General features: G+C 52.4%; 9 protein-coding genes. 5 read left to right on the forward strand and 4 right to left on the reverse strand.

What is annotated here, in order from left to right; translation table 11 throughout:
- The first annotated feature begins 161 nt into the window (after positions 1-161).
- Entirely contained in the window at positions 162-776 is a 615-nt protein-coding gene (locus ACFVYJ_RS11720; RefSeq protein ID WP_419414867.1) for an OmpA family protein, read from the forward strand.
- 605 nt (positions 777-1,381) lie between these two features.
- Here the strand turns inward: ACFVYJ_RS11720 and purL are convergent.
- Entirely contained in the window at positions 1,382-5,284 is a 3,903-nt protein-coding gene (gene purL / locus ACFVYJ_RS11725) for a phosphoribosylformylglycinamidine synthase (protein WP_419414866.1), read from the reverse strand.
- Between the two features lie 106 nt (positions 5,285-5,390).
- On the opposite strand from purL, the gene mltF reads away from it, so the two are divergent.
- The gene (gene mltF / locus ACFVYJ_RS11730; protein WP_419414865.1) at positions 5,391-6,869 is read left to right on the forward strand and encodes a membrane-bound lytic murein transglycosylase MltF; all 1,479 of its coding nucleotides are present in this window, start codon (positions 5,391-5,393) and stop codon (positions 6,867-6,869) included.
- Positions 6,870-7,039: 170 nt separating this feature from the next.
- On the opposite strand, the gene tadA is transcribed toward mltF, so the two are convergent.
- A complete protein-coding gene (gene tadA / locus ACFVYJ_RS11735; protein ID WP_419414864.1) occupies positions 7,040-7,552 on the reverse strand; it encodes a tRNA adenosine(34) deaminase TadA in 513 nt (170 codons plus the stop codon).
- Positions 7,553-8,073: 521 nt separating this feature from the next.
- Between tadA and ACFVYJ_RS11740 the strand changes: the two genes are divergently transcribed.
- Positions 8,074-9,249, forward strand: coding sequence for an efflux RND transporter periplasmic adaptor subunit (locus tag ACFVYJ_RS11740; protein ID WP_419414863.1), 1,176 nt, complete (start codon positions 8,074-8,076; stop codon positions 9,247-9,249).
- Positions 9,250-9,252: 3 nt separating this feature from the next.
- Entirely contained in the window at positions 9,253-12,387 is a 3,135-nt protein-coding gene (locus ACFVYJ_RS11745; RefSeq protein ID WP_419414862.1) for an efflux RND transporter permease subunit, read from the forward strand.
- Positions 12,388-12,505: 118 nt separating this feature from the next.
- Here ACFVYJ_RS11745 and guaA read toward each other — a convergent pair whose 3' ends face one another.
- Positions 12,506-14,086: a glutamine-hydrolyzing GMP synthase gene (guaA, locus tag ACFVYJ_RS11750; RefSeq protein ID WP_419414861.1), complete on the reverse strand. Its 1,581-nt coding sequence runs from the start codon at positions 14,084-14,086 to the stop codon at positions 12,506-12,508.
- A gap of 90 nt (positions 14,087-14,176) precedes the next feature.
- A complete protein-coding gene (gene guaB, locus ACFVYJ_RS11755; protein ID WP_419414860.1) occupies positions 14,177-15,646 on the reverse strand; it encodes an IMP dehydrogenase in 1,470 nt (489 codons plus the stop codon).
- 182 nt (positions 15,647-15,828) lie between these two features.
- Between guaB and xseA the strand changes: the two genes are divergently transcribed.
- Positions 15,829-17,175, forward strand: coding sequence for an exodeoxyribonuclease VII large subunit (gene xseA / locus ACFVYJ_RS11760; RefSeq protein ID WP_419414859.1), 1,347 nt, complete (start codon positions 15,829-15,831; stop codon positions 17,173-17,175).
- Positions 17,176-17,177: the final 2 nt, after the last annotated feature.

The following is a 17,177-nucleotide window of genomic DNA, read 5'->3' on the forward strand; positions in this document are numbered from 1 at the left end:
GAAAAATCCCTAGAAAACTGAACAGTCGCAATAACAGACTGCTTACGACCAGAACCCTAATTATCATTTTTCAAAATGGTGTTGTACCGGGGAAATGTTGTAATAACCACACAGTTTATTATCATTCTAATTAAAGAATCACATACGTAAGGACAGCAATCATGAAAAAACTCGCACTTGCTACCGGCCTGGTAATGGCGATGGGCCTTGCCACTGGTGCACAAGCACACCCAGAAAACGAAGGTTACTGGGACGTTCAAGGCAAGACCATCTGGAAAACCGGCACCGGTGGCTGCTGGCGTCACGGTTTTTGGAAGCCCGAAAATGCCGTAGAAGGCTGTGAAGGGTATGTAGCACCTGTCGCAGCTGTTGAGCCTGCACCAGCTCCTCACGTACCTAAGCCTGTAATGGTTGATGCTGAAGAAAAACACATTGTTTACTTTGACTTCGACAGCACTGACGTTGAAAGCGTAAGCGACATCACTTCTTATATCGCTTCCCTGAAACAGCTGGATGCAGTACGCCTGGTCGGCCATGCGGATCGCATCGGTACCAATGCATATAACGATGCCCTCTCCGAGCGCCGTGTACTTAGAGTATCCGATGCCCTGGTAGCTGGCGGTGTCGATGCCAACAAAATCAGCACTGGCTACATGGGTGAAACTGCCCCTGCCAAGTCCTGTACTGGCCAGCGCAGTGCTGACCTGATCGACTGCCTGCGTGCGAACCGTCGCGTAGAAATCGCAATCACCGGTAAAAAAGTGATCATGCAGTAAGCGACAAACCAAGCTAAAAAGGTGCCTTGAAGGCACCTTTTTTTTGTCTCAAAACAGCACCTATCCCTTAGGGAACCTGCGAACAAGCCCAAGACTTTCTTTGCGGGCGATAAATTAGCCTTGTGCGCGAAAGGCGCGCAGTGGAATGACAAGTCCTTTCCAAGCTGCCTGACAAAACAGATGACTGCTTCCAAGCCAGCCCCCATGGGGCTTTCAGGGCAATCCAATCTCTGCGTTACCGATTTTCGACAGGCCACCAGCATGCCTGTAACCGCTGCCTTGATCTCAAATTGCCCTGAAAGCCAGAGACGTTTGGACTTATTCGTAGATTCCTTAGCACTGAATCTGTTTAGTTATTAAAGGTAAACCTGTGCAGTGTATTTCCAGCCCTGTTTCACCGCTGCAGGTTCAGGCACAAAACAACCAAAGCAGATTAGTTTTAATATGACCACCGGCCTAAAAAACGCATTGGCCGATTTAACCCACCATATTACGGTTTATGTCGCAATGAGCAGCTGAAAAAATGCATTGCTATCGGGCCTATGAGCAAAAAAAGGCACCATCCGGTGCCTTTTGTATTAAAACCTGCATATCACTAATTTAAATTAGTCCACCCATACTCTGGCATTGCGGAACATACGCAGCCAGGCACCATCTTCACCCCACTCATCAGGTGTCCAGCTATTGGTCACCGCCCGGAAGACCCGCTCTGGGTGCGGCATCATGATCGTAACGCGGCCATCAGGCGTGGTCACCCCAGTTACGCCGTCTGGAGAACCATTCGGATTCGCCGGATACTGCTCTGTTGGCTGACCCTGGTTGTTCACATAGCGCAACGCTGCAGTGCCTGAAGACTGCAGGGCCGCCAGATGATCCTGACTGGCAAACTCTGCCCTGCCCTCACCATGCGCCACAGCAATCGGCATTCGCGAGCCTGCCATACCCTGCAGGAAAATAGACGGACTGTCCTGCACTTCCACCATCGCCACCCGCGCTTCAAACTGCTCGGACATATTGCGAACGAAATGAGGCCACAAGTCCGATCCCGGGATAAGTTCATGCAGATTCGACAACATCTGACAGCCGTTACATACACCCAGCGCGAAACTGTCTGTACGATTAAAAAATTGCTGGAATTGCTCACGTGCACGCGTGTTGAACAAAATGGACTTAGCCCAGCCTTCACCCGCACCCAGCACATCACCATAAGAGAAACCGCCACAAGCAACCAGGCCTTTAAACTGATCCAGACTGATGCGACCTTCAAGAATGTCACTCATGTGAACATCGCGGGTAGCAAAACCCGCCCGGTCAAAGGCAGCAGCCATTTCGATCTGGCCATTGACACCCTGTTCACGAATGATCGCCATTTCCGGGCGAGCTCCAGAATTAATGTAAGGTGCAGCCACATTGTCATTCACATCGAAACTGAGCGCCACATTCAGGCCGGGGTTCTCAGTTTCCAACAACCCATCAAACTCCTGCTGGGCGCAGTCCGGATTATCACGCAATGCCTGAACTCTATAGGAGGTTTCTGCCCACCAGCGCTGCAACGTAACGCGGCTCTCGGTGTACACCTCTTCATCATCAAAATAGAAGTTGATTGAATCATCTGCATTTGGCGCACCAATGACTTGGGCAATGTCACCCAGTCCGGCAGCATTCAGCTCTGTCAGCACTTGCTCCAGATCTGCGCGCTTCACCTGCATCACTGCACCGAGTTCTTCACTGAACATGGCTGCGGCCAACTCATTACTATCTGCGGCCAACATGTCGAGATTAATATCAACACCCACTCGGCCGGCAAACGCCATTTCAGTCACCGTTGCCAGCAAACCACCATCAGAACGGTCATGATAGGCAACAATAAGTCCCTGCTGATTGAGTTCCTGAATCGCCGCAAAGAACGCCGCCAGCACAGAAGCATCATCAACATCAGGAACACTCTGACCAACCTGGTTATACACCTGCGCCAGCGCAGACAGACCCAGTCGATTCTGACCCTGACCCAGATCCAGCAGGATCAGGTCGGTTTCACCCAGATCAGTGCGTAACTGAGGGGTTAACGTACGACGCACGTCAGTGACTGAGGCAAAACCGGAAATGATTAACGACATAGGTGCCGTGACTGATTTGCTTTCTGCCTCATCCTGCCAAACCGTGCGCATCGACATCGAGTCTTTACCGACCGGGATGGTAATTCCCAACTCAGGGCAAAGCTCCATACCCACCGCATGTACTGTGTCATATAGCTTTTCATCTTCACCCGGATGACCGGCAGCACACATCCAGTTAGCGGAAAGTTTGATATCACGAATATCCGCGATTGCCGCAGCAGCCAAATTGGTAACGGTTTCACCAATAGCCATACGACCTGAAGCCGGCGCATCAACCAGTGCTAGCGGAGTACGCTCGCCCATGGCCATCGCTTCACCGGCATTGGTATCAAAAGAACTGGTTGTAACGGCACAATCCGCTACCGGCACCTGCCATGGACCAACCATCTGATCACGCGCCACCTGACCGGTAATAGAGCGGTCACCAATCGTAATCAAAAAGGATTTAGACGCTACAGCAGGCAGTTTAAGTACCCGTTCAACAGCATCGTCCAATGCGATTGAGCTGGTATCAAACGCAGCAACATTATAGGTCTGACGTTGCACCGAGCGGTGCATTTTTGGTGGCTTGCCAAACAGTACACTCATTGGCAGATCGACCGGATTATTATTGAAATGGCTATCGCTCAAGGACAGGTGCATCTCATCAGTCGCTTCACCTACCACGGCGTAAGGGCAACGTTCGCGGAGACAGATCGCTTCAAAGCGCGCCATATTCTCTGGCGAAACCGCCATGACATATCGCTCTTGTGCCTCGTTACACCAGATTGCCAATGGTGACATACCTGGTTCATCATTATTCACATTACGCAGTTCAAAACGACCGCCACGCTCGCCATCCTTCACCAGTTCAGGGAATGCATTAGACAAACCACCCGCACCTACGTCATGAATAAAGGCGATAGGGTTGGCAGCTCCCAGTTGCCAGCACTGGTCAATCACTTCCTGGCAGCGACGTTCCAGTTCTGGGTTGTCACGCTGTACTGAAGCAAAATCCAGATCAGCAGACGACGTACCAGATGACATGGATGAGGCAGCACCGCCACCCAAACCAATCTGCATAGCCGGGCCGCCCAGACAGATCAACTTGGCGCCCACTGGAATTTCGCCTTTTTCGACATGATCTTCACGGATATTGCCAAGGCCACCAGCGATCATAATCGGCTTATGATAACCACGTATCTCTTCCCCGGCCGCACCATTCACTTTCTGTTCAAAGGTGCGGAAATAACCAGTCAGGGCCGGACGACCAAATTCATTATTGAAGGCAGCGCCACCAATTGGGCCCTCCAGCATGATATCCAACGGCGTGACAATTCGATCTGGCTTGCCGTAATGTGACTCCCAGGGTTGTTCAAACCCAGGTATTTTCAGATCAGAGACAGTAAAGCCGGTCAGACCCGCTTTTGGTTTGGAGCCCTTGCCAGTGGCCCCTTCATCACGAATCTCACCGCCAGAACCGGTTGCTGCCCCTGGATGAGGTGCAATCGCCGTTGGGTGGTTGTGGGTTTCAACCTTCATCAGGATATGGATAGGCTCCTGATGATAAGCGTACTCTTTGGTTTCCGGATCGGGATAAAAACGCCCAGCCGTAGCACCCACCATCACCGCCGCGTTGTCCTTATAGGCCGACAACACATTATCACCCGCCACTTCATTGGTATTGCGGATCATGGCAAACAGCGATTTCTGCTGTGCTTCACCATCGATATCCCAGGAGGCATTAAAAATCTTGTGGCGACAGTGTTCAGAGTTCGCCTGAGCAAACATCATCAGTTCAACGTCGGTGGGGTTGCGCGCCAGGTCAGTAAAGCTGGCCACCAGATAGTCAATCTCATCATCAGCCAACGCCAGGCCTAATGCACTATTCGCAGTGACCAGCGCATCACGACCACCGCCGAGAATATCCACCGTCGTCAGAGGACGAGGCGTTTCCTGCTGAAACAAACCCGATGCAGCCGAAATGTCCGGTAGAACCGTTTCCACCATCCGGTCGTATAAAACTGCAGTAATCGACTGCAGTGCAGCTTGATCCAGTTCAACGGATGCCTGAAGATAGTACGCAATGCCACGTTCTATACGGCGAATCATCTGCAGCCCACAGTTACGCACAATATCGGTGGCTTTAGATGACCAGGGTGAAATCGTGCCCAGGCGCGGAACCACTAAAAACAACGCGCCGGCAGGCTCCTGAACGTCCGCTTTGGGTCCGTACTGGAGAATCTGCTGCAAATTTTCCTGCTGTTCAGCCGATAACTCAGCTGACAGGTCTGCGAAATGCATGAATTCAGCGTATAGCCCGGTAACTTCGGGTACAGTTGCCTGAATGACGGATAGTAGCTTTTCATGACGAAAAGCAGATAGGGCGGGTGCGCCGCGCAGTGCCAGCATCTCGGTGTCAGCCTCTTGATCGAATCCGGTGAAAACCGGGATTACAGGAGAAAATCAGGCATCGGATTTTACCGAATCAGCATGTGGGTTGCCAGAAAAGCAGTATATGTTTGACCTCAGACGCAAAAAAGATGCCGCCCACGCCCTGTTGGTGCTGCTTGTGTTATGCATTCCTGCCCTTTTGAGCTGGAATAGCAAGACACAATTAGGTGCGATTCAGGAAGCCGGGGTAATTAAACTGGTGACTCGGAACTCGCCCAACACCTATTTTTTGGAAAAAGGTGAACCTGCTGGTTTCGAATACGAGTTAGGTAAAGCATTTGCTGACTTTCTCGGTGTCAAACTTGAGCTTATCGTACCGCTCGACTTCAGCAGCATCTTTACCACTATGCGACAACGGGACGGTCATGTTGCTGCAGCTATGCTGACAGCCACCCCCGAACGTGAACAAGACTTCGCCTTCTCACCAGCGTATCTGGAAACAGCAGCGGTGCTGGTATATCGCATCACCCAGGGGCAGAAAAAGCCCCAAAAACTGACCGATGCCGCCACCCCAGACAAACAACTGATGATTATTGCCGACAGCAGCCATGCCTCGCTCATGCAGAGCCTTAAATTGCAGCAACCCGAACTGGTCTGGCAGGAAACATCCGATTTTTCATCCGTAGAGCTGATGGAAATGGTCCACAATCAGGAGATTGATTACACCATTGTCGACTCAGTTGCCTATAACGCCCAACACTCGTTTTTCCCCGGACTGGCAACAGCTATGGAAATTGGCGAACCGCAACCCCTGGCCTGGATGATCAATCCCTATTACGACAATTCACTTGCCCTTGCTCTGCAGCGTTTTTTTGAACGCGAGACAACTCAGGAATTAATTGAACAACTCAAAACCAAATATTTCCAACGGCAGAATCCGTTAAATTTCTATGATACTGCTGCGTTTCGCGAGCATATGCAGAGCCGTTTTCCCTCGCTAGAACAGTATTTCATGATGGGCGAACAGGAAACCGATATCGACTGGCACCTACTGGCTGCGGTGGCGTATCAGGAGTCCCACTGGAACCCTGACGCCGTATCTCCTACCGGTGTACGCGGCATCATGATGCTGACCAATGCCGCCGCGGCCGATGTCGGGGTGACTGACCGCACTGATCCTCAGCAAAGCATTATTGGCGGCGCTCACTACCTCACCCAAGTCATGGACAAGATCCCTGAGCGCATCCAGGGAGAGGATCGCGTCTGGTTTGCTCTGGCCGGCTACAACGTAGGTTTTGGTCACCTGGAAGATGCCCGCAAGCTGACCTCGCAGGGCGGTAAAAACCCAGACAATTGGGATGATGTAAAACAGTTTTTACCCCTGCTCACTCAGGAAAAATATTACACAAAAGTACGTTATGGTTATGCCCGGGGGTACGAGCCAGTACAGTACGTGCGTAATATACGTCGCTACCTGAAACTGCTCCGCTGGGAGATTCAACTACTGCAAGCAAGACGCCTTGATGCCGCTTCAGACCATGACCCCGACCATCCCAGCTGGGATCCGGCCAGCGTTAAAGAAAACATCTTACCGTCTTTATAAACCAACACACTGCCTGCTCAGGTCTATCTAATATCGAACAAGCAATACCAGGAACCAGCGGGTAAAGTGCTGAGGCTCTATAAGTGACAAGCGGCCAAACGCATGCGCAGCCTGACATACTCACTGAGACTCGATTGCCTATTGCAGGCACTGCGCAAAATCAAAGGTTTTTAATCCAACAACTTACTCAGAAGACGCTTTCTGCTGGCTTTTTGAGTGTCACGCCGACGCCGAAAGAACTGGCTTATTTTACTGCTGCACTGTTCCGCCAAAACGCCAGAAACCACCTCAACCTGATGATTAAACCACGGCTGGTCAAGGAGTTGACCATTGCTCTGTACGATGCCTGATTTGGGCTCAGTTGCACCGTAAATCAATCGCCGTATACGCGCATGAACCAAAGCCCCGGCACACATGGTACAGGGCTCAATTGTAACGTAGAGATCCGCATCTACCAGGCGGTAATTACCGATGCGATTAGCAGCATCTCGCAGCGCCATAATCTCGGCATGAGCAGTTGGGTCATGGCCACTGATGGGGTGATTCCAGCCTTCACCAATGACCTCACCATGCAGCACCACAACGGCACCCACCGGCACTTCACCCGCACCTTCTGCGTGATCCGCCAAGCTCAGAGCATGCTGCATCCAGAGCTCATCCCCTGGGTGATTGCTATCTGTCATGGTAATTACCTCATCGAATTCAGAGAAAACTGCCGCTGCTGTTCCAAATAGAGTCCTGCATCAAGGCCTACTCAGTTTACCCCATCTTAAGATTGGCACAGAGTATTACGTCACAAAACAGGGGGCTCAAAAATTACGGCTTAAATCTCGACTGGGCTACCTTGACTTGCAACAACCTTAAAAATATCCGGTTTTTATACGTACCAAACAACTGGGCATTCGCGCATTTTCAATACGTTTTCATGCACACCCGGAGGATTAGGCAATCATTGGGCATAATTGTTTTACCCCAGTCAGGTATCCAGGCGTTACATTCTTAAACTGGCAATATTGCGATTGACACACAGGAGTAGCATTGCGACAGGGATAACACCTTGGCTATCACGGTGACAGGTGCTTTTGATCTCACAGAAACCGACCCAAGACCCAAGGCAACACCCGGACACGCCCTTTAATACGGCCATGCCAAGCCAATAGCTGCACAAAACCAATGCCCGTTTAGCATCAAGGACCCGACAACCATGAATAAACGATTACTGATCCCTGCACTGCTCTTGGCTATTGGCGCCATGTTTCTGTATACGTTGGGCTTACAGACACAGAACGAAACCGTAGTCAAAACAGGCGCTCCTGTCCTGGAGGTGGCTACCCTGAGCCTGAAGACACAACGCATTTTGCTGCGCCATTCTCTGCCCGGTCGTGTTACCGCCCTGCGCCAGGCCGATGTGCGGCCTCAGGTGGACGGCATTGTTACCCGCCGCCTGTTTAATGAAGGCGCAGAGGTGGCAAAGGGTCAGCAACTGTATCAAATTGATGACACCCGCTACAAAGCCGAACTAAACAGTGCTGTAGCCGATCAGCGCAGTGCCGAGGCAAATCTAAAAGCAGTTGAAGCACGCAGTAGACGTTATGGAGAACTGCTGAAAAAAAGCGCTATCAGCCAACAGGACTATGATGATGCCGTGGCAGGTTTAGACCAGGCAAGAGCCGCCGTTGTCGTTGCCCAATCCAAGGTAGAACTGGCACAGATCAACCTGGACTACACCAGAGTTCATTCTCCTATTAGCGGACGCATCAGCCGATCGTTTGTTACAGAAGGCGCACTGGTAACCGCCAATCAGAATCAGGCATTGGCAACCATCACCGTACTCGACCCGGTGTATGTGGATATGCAGCAGTCGGCCGACAATCAGGCAGTGATGGAGCTACGCACTGAACTGATGCGCAACACCAGCATGCCCGTCCAGCTGCGACTGGAGCGCGACAACCTCGACAGCACCTACGCCCATGTTGGCGAATTAAAATTTTCTGAAGTGACCATGGACAAGACCACAGGGTCCACTACCCTGCGTGCAGAAATCCCCAACCCCGAGAGTTACCTGATGCCAGGCATGTTTGTACACGCAGTACTGGAACTTGGCGAGAAAGAGGTACTGCTGGTACCGCAACGTGCCACCGCACGCACCCCCCAGGGCCAGCTACGCGTCTGGACAATAGATAGCGGAAACAGCGCGCAGCCGCGTACTATTCAGGCCGAGGCACCCTACCAGGACAGTTGGATTGTGACCGATGGCCTTAAACCAGGCGAAACCCTGATCATGGCCGGCTACCAGAAACTACAGGCTGGCCAGCAGGTCAGCACCGTGGCCTGGAAAGGCAATCAAACCACCAAACTGGCTGACACTGAGGGGAAATAGAACATGGCCCGATTTTTTATCGACCGCCCGGTATTCGCCTGGGTCATTGCCATTGTCATTATGCTGGTCGGAGTTCTCGCCATCAGGCAGTTACCAATCGAACAATACCCGTCCGTAGCCCCCCCTACCGTTACCATTCAGGCAGATTATCCGGGAGCATCGGCACAGACCGTAGAAAACTCGGTCACCCAGATAATAGAACAGCGCCTTAATGGCATTGATCACCTGCGTTATTTCAACGCCAACAGCTCAGACGGTTCCATGAGTATCACGCTGACGTTTGAGCCAGAAGCCGATCCGGATATTGCCCAGGTACAAACCCAGAACAAGATCCAGGCAGCCATTGCCCGCCTGCCCCAAGTGGTGCAGTCACTTGGCGTCCGGGTAACCAAATCCAGTAGCAACTTTCTGCTGGTCATCGGCATGTATTCCGAAGACGGTGCACTGAGTCAGGCCGATTTAGGGGATATGATTGTCACTAATTTCCTCGACCCCGTTTCACGTATCAACGGAGTCGGCGATATCCGCGTGTTCGGCAATCAATATGCGATGCGCATATGGCTAGATCCGCAAAAGCTGTATAGCTATCAGCTCACGCCTCTGGATATAGAAAGCGCTCTGGAAGCGCAAAACACCGACGTCTCTGCCGGCCAGTTGGGCGGCATGCCCGCCCTGCCGGGTCAGCAGCTAAACGCCACTGTCACGGCACAATCCCTGCTGCAAACGGTCGCAGATTTTGAAAATATCGTGCTACGCGTCAATACCACGGGGGCACAGGTGCGCCTTAAAGACGTCGCCCGGGTTGAACGGGGCACACAGTCATATGACGTCATTGTGCGCTACAAGGGACACCCTGCCGTGGGCATGGGGGTAATGCTTGCATCCGGCGCCAATGCGCTGGAGACATCCCGCCTGATCAAAGAGAAGGTCACCGAGTTATCTGCACTGCTGCCTGATGGGGTGAAAACCATGTACCCCCGCGATGCGACGCCGTTTATTGAACTGTCGATCAAATCCGTGGTGCAAACCCTGATTGAAGCAGTATTTCTGGTATTCCTGGTGATGCTGCTGTTCCTGCAAAACCTGCGCGCCACGCTGATTCCGACCATTGCCGTACCGGTGGTATTGCTGGGCACTTTCGCCATTTTGTATGTGTTCGGCTTCAGCATCAATGTGCTGACAATGTTTGCCATGGTACTGGCCATCGGCCTATTGGTGGATGATGCCATCGTAGTGGTGGAAAACGTCGAACGTATCATCCACGAAGAGGGTTTATCCCCCAAGGAAGCAACCAAAAAGTCCATGGGACAGATCACCGGCGCGCTGATCGGTATCGCCGTTGTGCTCTCCATGGTATTTATTCCCATGGCCTTTTTTGGCGGTTCTGCCGGTGCCATCTACCGTCAGTTCTCCGTCACTATTGTGGCGGCCATGGGTCTGTCGGTGCTAGTGGCGATGATCTTGTCACCGTCACTCTGCGCGACTTTTCTCAAACCCGCACCGGTGAAAAACGCTGACCACGAAGCAAAAGGATTTTTCGCTCTCTTCAACCAATATTTCAACAAGGGACGCGACAAATATCAGAAAGGCGCAGGCTTCATTGTCAAACGCTCGGCACGTTTTTTTGTGGTCTATGTGTTGCTGGTCGGCGGCCTGATGACAATTTTCAGCCAGCTGCCCAGCTCATTCCTGCCCAACGAAGACCAGGGTCTGATGTACATGCTGATCGCCACCCCTCCTGGCTCTACTGCCGAGCGTACGCTGGAAACGGCACAACAGGTTGAGGAGTATTTTCTGACCGAACACCAGGATATGGTGGAGCACCTATTTACCGTGATCGGTTTCAGCTTTTCCGGTTCGGCACAAAACGCAGGCCTCGGCTTTGTTGCCCTTAAAGACTGGGATCAGCGCACGCAACCCGAGCAAAGCATCTTCGCCATAAATGCCCGATCCATGAAAGACCTGGCGCAAATAAAAGATGCTTCTGTATTTACTTTCTTCCCGCCACCTATTCGCGAACTGGGCAATGCATCCGGCCTTAGCTTCCAGCTCGTTGATCGAACCGGGCTGGGCCATGATGCCCTGATGACCGCTAAAGACCAACTGCTGCAACTGGCCAATGCCAGCCCGACACTGGTCGGCGTTCGCGCCAATGGCCTGAGCGACGTTGCACAGTACCGGATCGACATCAATAGCGAAAAAGCCGCTGCATTAGGCGTACCGCTCGACGATATCAATCGCACCCTGCAGATTGCCTGGGGTTCAAGCTATGTTAACGACTTCATTGACCGTGGTCGTATCAAGCGGGTTTACCTGCAATCTGACAGCGCACACCGGATGATGCCGGAAGACTTGGAGAAGTGGTATGTCCGTAATACCTCAGGTGACATGGTGGCGATCAATGCATTTTCCAGTGGCGAGTGGTACTACGGTTCGCCCAAACTCGAGCGTTTTAACGGCAGCTCATCCCTGAACATCCTGGCTCAGCCCGCTCCCGGCATCAGCTCAGGGGAAGCAATGGACGAAATTGAACGTCTGCTTGAGCAACTGCCGGCTGGCCTGGATATCGAATGGTACGGCATCTCGTATGAAGAAAAACAGAGTAGCGCACAAGCCAATATACTGTATGCCTTGTCGGTTCTTGTGGTGTTTTTATCACTCGCGGCGCTGTACGAAAGCTGGGCGGTACCCTTTGCGGTAATACTGGTCGTGCCTCTGGGGGTTCTAGGCGCGGCAGCCGCCGCCCTGATATTTAATCTGTCCAATGACGTGTTTTTACAGGTGGCCCTGCTCACAACGGTTGGCCTGGCATCAAAAAATGCCATTCTGATAGTCGAGTTCGCCAAACACCTGCGAGAACACGGCCATCAACTCCAGGAAGCGGTGATCATCGCCGCCAAACAGCGTTTTCGCCCCATCATTATGACGTCCATGGCATTTACCATGGGGGTACTGCCACTGGCTCTGGCCAGCGGCGCCGGTGCAGCCAGCCAAAACGCCATCGGAATTGCGGTGATCGGCGGAATGCTGGGCGCAACGTTCCTCGCCATCCTGTTTGTACCGATGTTCTATGTACTGGTAGATAGAATTTTCCACGGCGCAGATACGGCGGAGATAACAGTAGAAAAAGGCCACTGAGACAGGCAGTAAGCTCGCTACCACTTCCCGCCCAGGTGGTAGCAACCAACAACAAAAAGCCCGCTTTGATGCGGGCTTTTTATTTTAGCAACACTGAGTGCCGGTCAACTGGACCAGGTTACTCCCACTCGATGGTGGCAGGTGGTTTAGAACTAACATCATAGGTCACCCGGGATACGTGGGGGATCTCGTTGATGATGCGGCTGGAAACCTTTTCCAGCAACTCATACGGCAGATGCGCCCAGCGCGCGGTCATGAAGTCGATGGTTTCCACAGCGCGCAGCGCAATAACGTATTCATACCGACGGCCGTCACCCACCACACCCACAGATTTCACCGGCAGGAAAACCGCAAAAGCCTGACTGGTTTTGTGATACCAACCTGAATTATGCAACTCTTCAATAAAGATCGCATCGGCTTCACGCAGGATATTGGCATACTCTTTTTTAACTTCGCCCAGAATACGCACACCCAGACCCGGCCCCGGGAACGGGTGGCGGTAGACCATATCGTATGGCAGACCCAGCTCCAGACCCAGTTTACGCACCTCATCCTTAAACAGTTCGCGCAGTGGCTCAACCAGTTGAAACTGCATGTCTTCCGGCAGGCCACCTACATTGTGGTGCGACTTAATCACATGCGCCTTGCCGGTTTTCGCCGCCGCGGATTCAATCACATCCGGATAGATTGTGCCCTGTGCCAGAAAGTTAACCTCAGTCAGCTTAGTGGCTTCATCATCAAACACCTCAATAAAGGTATTACCGATGATTTTGCGTTTTTTCTCAGGATCATTTTCACCTTCAAGGCGGCCCAGGAACAGCGCCTCAGCATCGGAACGGATCACTTTGACGCCCATGTTTTTGGCAAACATATCCATCACCTGATCGCCTTCCGCCTTGCGCAGCAGACCGTTATCCACAAATACACAGGTCAACTGATCACCAATAGCTTTGTGCAAAAGCGCGGCCACGACAGAGGAATCGACACCGCCAGACAGTCCGAGTAACACCTTACTGTTACCGACCTGCCGACGCACCTTTTCAATCTGATCGTTGATAATATTGGCCGGGTTCCACAGTGCCTCTGCGCCGCAGATTTCAAGCACAAAGCGCTCTAGAATACGCCCGCCCTGCTTGGTATGCGTCACTTCCGGGTGGAACTGTACGCCATACAGTTTTTTCTTCGGATGGCACATAGCCGCAACCGGCGCAGACTCAGTAGAGGCAATCACCGTGAAGCCTTCCGGCAGTTCAGTCACCTTATCCCCATGGCTCATCCATACATCTAGCATCAAGCCACCATGGTTCGCAACATGGTCCTCAATACCTTCAAGCAAGCGGCTCGGGCTGCTGTCCAGGCGTACCTGCGCATAACCAAATTCGCGCTTATCGGAAGAACTGACCTTACCGCCCAACTGCTCCGCCATGGTCTGCATGCCATAACAGATACCCAATACCGGCACACCCATCTCAAACACCCGCTGCGGGGCACGGGGAGAATCACCTTCGGTAACTGACTCCGGGCCACCGGCCAGGATAATCCCTTTAGGCGCATAGGCTTCGATGTCTGCTTCTGACATATCCCAGGCATGGATCTCACAATACACCCCTATTTCACGCACACGACGTGCAATCAGCTGGGTATATTGGGAACCGAAATCCAGAATCAGAATTCGCTGTGCATGAATATCTTTGGTCATGGCCTTGTATCTCTCACTTTGCGACGAAGGATGCCACAAAAAAAAAATGGGGCAGCTTAGGCACCGCCCCACTTCTCTAGCTGAATGCTGTTAGCTAACCCGGTAGTTGGGCGCCTCTTTGGTAATGCTGACATCATGTACATGGCTTTCCTGCATGCCCGCATTGGTAATACGCACAAACTGCGGCACTGTACGCATGTTTTCAATGTTAGCGCTGCCAGTATAACCCATGGCTGCGCGCAGGCCGCCCACCAGCTGATGTACAACACCACCCATTGGACCCTTGCATGGCACGCGGCCTTCAATACCTTCGGGCACCAATTTCTCAACACCCTTGGAAGCATCCTGAAAATAACGATCGGAAGAGCCAGTGCTCTGACCCATAGCACCCAGTGAGCCCATACCACGGTAGGACTTGAATGCCCGACCCTGGAACAGCTCAACTTCACCTGGTGCCTCGTCAGTCCCTGCCAGCATTGAACCAATCATGATAGTTGAAGCACCAGCAACAATGGCTTTTGCCAGATCGCCCGAGAAACGAATGCCACCATCAGCCACCACTGGGATACCACGCTCATTCATAACAGCGGCAACATTGGCCACGGCACTGATCTGAGGTACACCAACACCCGCCACAATACGGGTGGTACAGATAGAACCCGGGCCAATACCGACTTTCACACCATCCGCACCGGCATCCGCCAGTGCGATTGCAGCGTCTGCAGTGGCAATGTTACCGCCAATGACCTGTACCTGTGGAAAGGTCTGTTTCACCCAAGCAACACGATCAATAACACCTTTAGAATGGCCATGGGCAGTATCAACAATAATCACGTCAACACCCGCCCGCACCAAGGCGGTGACACGGTCAGGCGTCTCAGCACCGGTACCCACTGCAGCCCCTACCAATAAACGGCCACGACTGTCTTTAGCAGCGCTCGGATGAGACTGTGCTTTATTCATATCCTTAACAGTCATCATGCCCTGCAATTTAAAGGCATCATCCACTACCAGGATTTTTTCGATGCGATGTTTGCGCAGCAAATTGCGCACTACATCAGGATCAACGCCCTCTTTCACTGTTACCAGGCGATCTTTAGGCGTCATAATAGAGGCAACACTGGCCTCCATTTTATGTTCAAAGCGGAAATCACGGTCGGTCACAATCCCCACCAAGTCGCCGTCATCAACCACGGGGAAACCAGAAAAGCCAACACTCGCTGCCAGCTGGCGCAGTTCACCCACGCTCATATCGGAACGGCAGGTCACCGGGTCATTAACCACACCCGATTCATATTTTTTGACCTTAAGTACTTCTGCAGCCTGCTGTTCGATGGTCAGATTTTTGTGGATGATACCAATACCACCTTCCTGCGCCATGGCAATGGCCAGCGAAGATTCTGTCACCGTGTCCATGGCGGCCGAAACCAGTGGGATATTCAGTTGAATCTCGCGGGTCAGGCGAGTTTTCAGGGATACATCCTTAGGCAAAACCTCGGAGTAACCCGGAACCAGCAACACATCGTCAAAAGTGAGTGCTTCCTCAAGAATTCGCAACATTCTTTGCCCGCCTGTAGTCCAGTAAAAAGTTAAACGCGAAATTATACAGATTTGCCCAATCACGGACAATCCAAATCTAGCTTAAAAGCGGTTCGCTGCCAGTGATCGGGCTACTATTTTCGCTGCCACCAGTTGCCTGTTTTTTACTGCCAACCAACACCAAGTTCGTATACCATGGCCCCATGTCAGATCAATTGCACTCCGTTCCGCTCGCCCTGAGCGTCAGTGAACTCAACCGCCAGGTCAAAAACCTGCTGGAACGAGCCTTTCTCACTGTTCAGGTGGTGGGGGAGATATCCAACTTTGTTCGCCCCAGCTCAGGCCATTGGTACTTCACCCTTAAAGATGAACGCGCCCAAGTGCGCTGTGCGCTGTTCCGGCAATACAATCAGCGCCTTAACTTTACACCCAAACAAGGCGACAGGGTTCAGGTCAGAGCCAAAGTCAGCCTGTATGAGGGTCGAGGCGACTATCAATTAATCTGCGAGAGTATTGAGCCCGAGGGCAGCGGTGCTCTGCAACTGGCTTATGAGCAGCTCAAAGCTCGTCTACAGCAGGAAGGTCTGTTCGATACACGCCACAAGCAACCACTGCCCAGTCACTGTCGGCATATTGGCGTGATTACCTCCGCCACGGGCGCTGCAATCCATGACATCCTGACCGTTTTTAAACGTCGTTTCCCCGCGTTGCCGATCACCCTATACCCTACCGCCGTACAAGGCGCCGACGCGGCTCCGCAGATCTGTCGGGCAATACAGCAGGCAGAAGACCACGGCCAATGCGATGTTTTGATTCTGGGCCGTGGCGGTGGATCTCTGGAAGACTTGTGGCCATTTAATGATGAGCGGGTAGCGCGAGCGGTATTTAATTGCCACCTGCCCATTGTCAGCGCAGTGGGACATGAAGTAGACATTGTTATCAGTGATCTGGTGGCGGACCTGCGCGCCCCCACGCCTTCCGCTGCGGCAGAGTTACTCAGTCCGGATAAGCAGCAATTGCAGTTTCGCTTGGGGCAAATTCAACAACGCCTGCGACGCACTACCCAGCGGTACGTTCAAGTACAGCAACAAAAACTCAACGGTCTGCGAGCTCGCCTGCGCCATCCTGGACAGACCCTGCGCGAACAGTCGCAACGCCTGGACAGCCTTGAAATGCGACTTTACCGCTCCCTGTCTCAGCGTTTGCAACAGCAACGTGACAGATTAGACCGGCTTAAGGCCCGGCTCAGCTACAATTCTCCAGATCAGCAGCGCCAGCGACTGCAAATACAACTAGCGACATTGAACCGCCGGCTTGAGCGACAGTCACAGCTGCTACTTGAGCAAAAAAAACAACGCCTTGGTATGGCCGTAGCTCGCCTGCAGATGGTCAGTCCGCTGGCCACACTGGAACGGGGATATGCCATTATCACTGATATTCAGGGTCACGTCATGACAACCGCAACAGACGCTCAACCCGGACAAACCCTTGAAGCGCGGCTGCATCAGGGCAGCCTGACCTGTACTGTCACTGAGATCAACACGGATTAAAC

This window comes from Pontibacter sp. JAM-7 (assembly GCF_048548695.2).
In the GTDB taxonomy this organism is placed as follows: Bacteria; Pseudomonadota; Gammaproteobacteria; order Pseudomonadales; family Balneatricaceae; genus Neptuniibacter.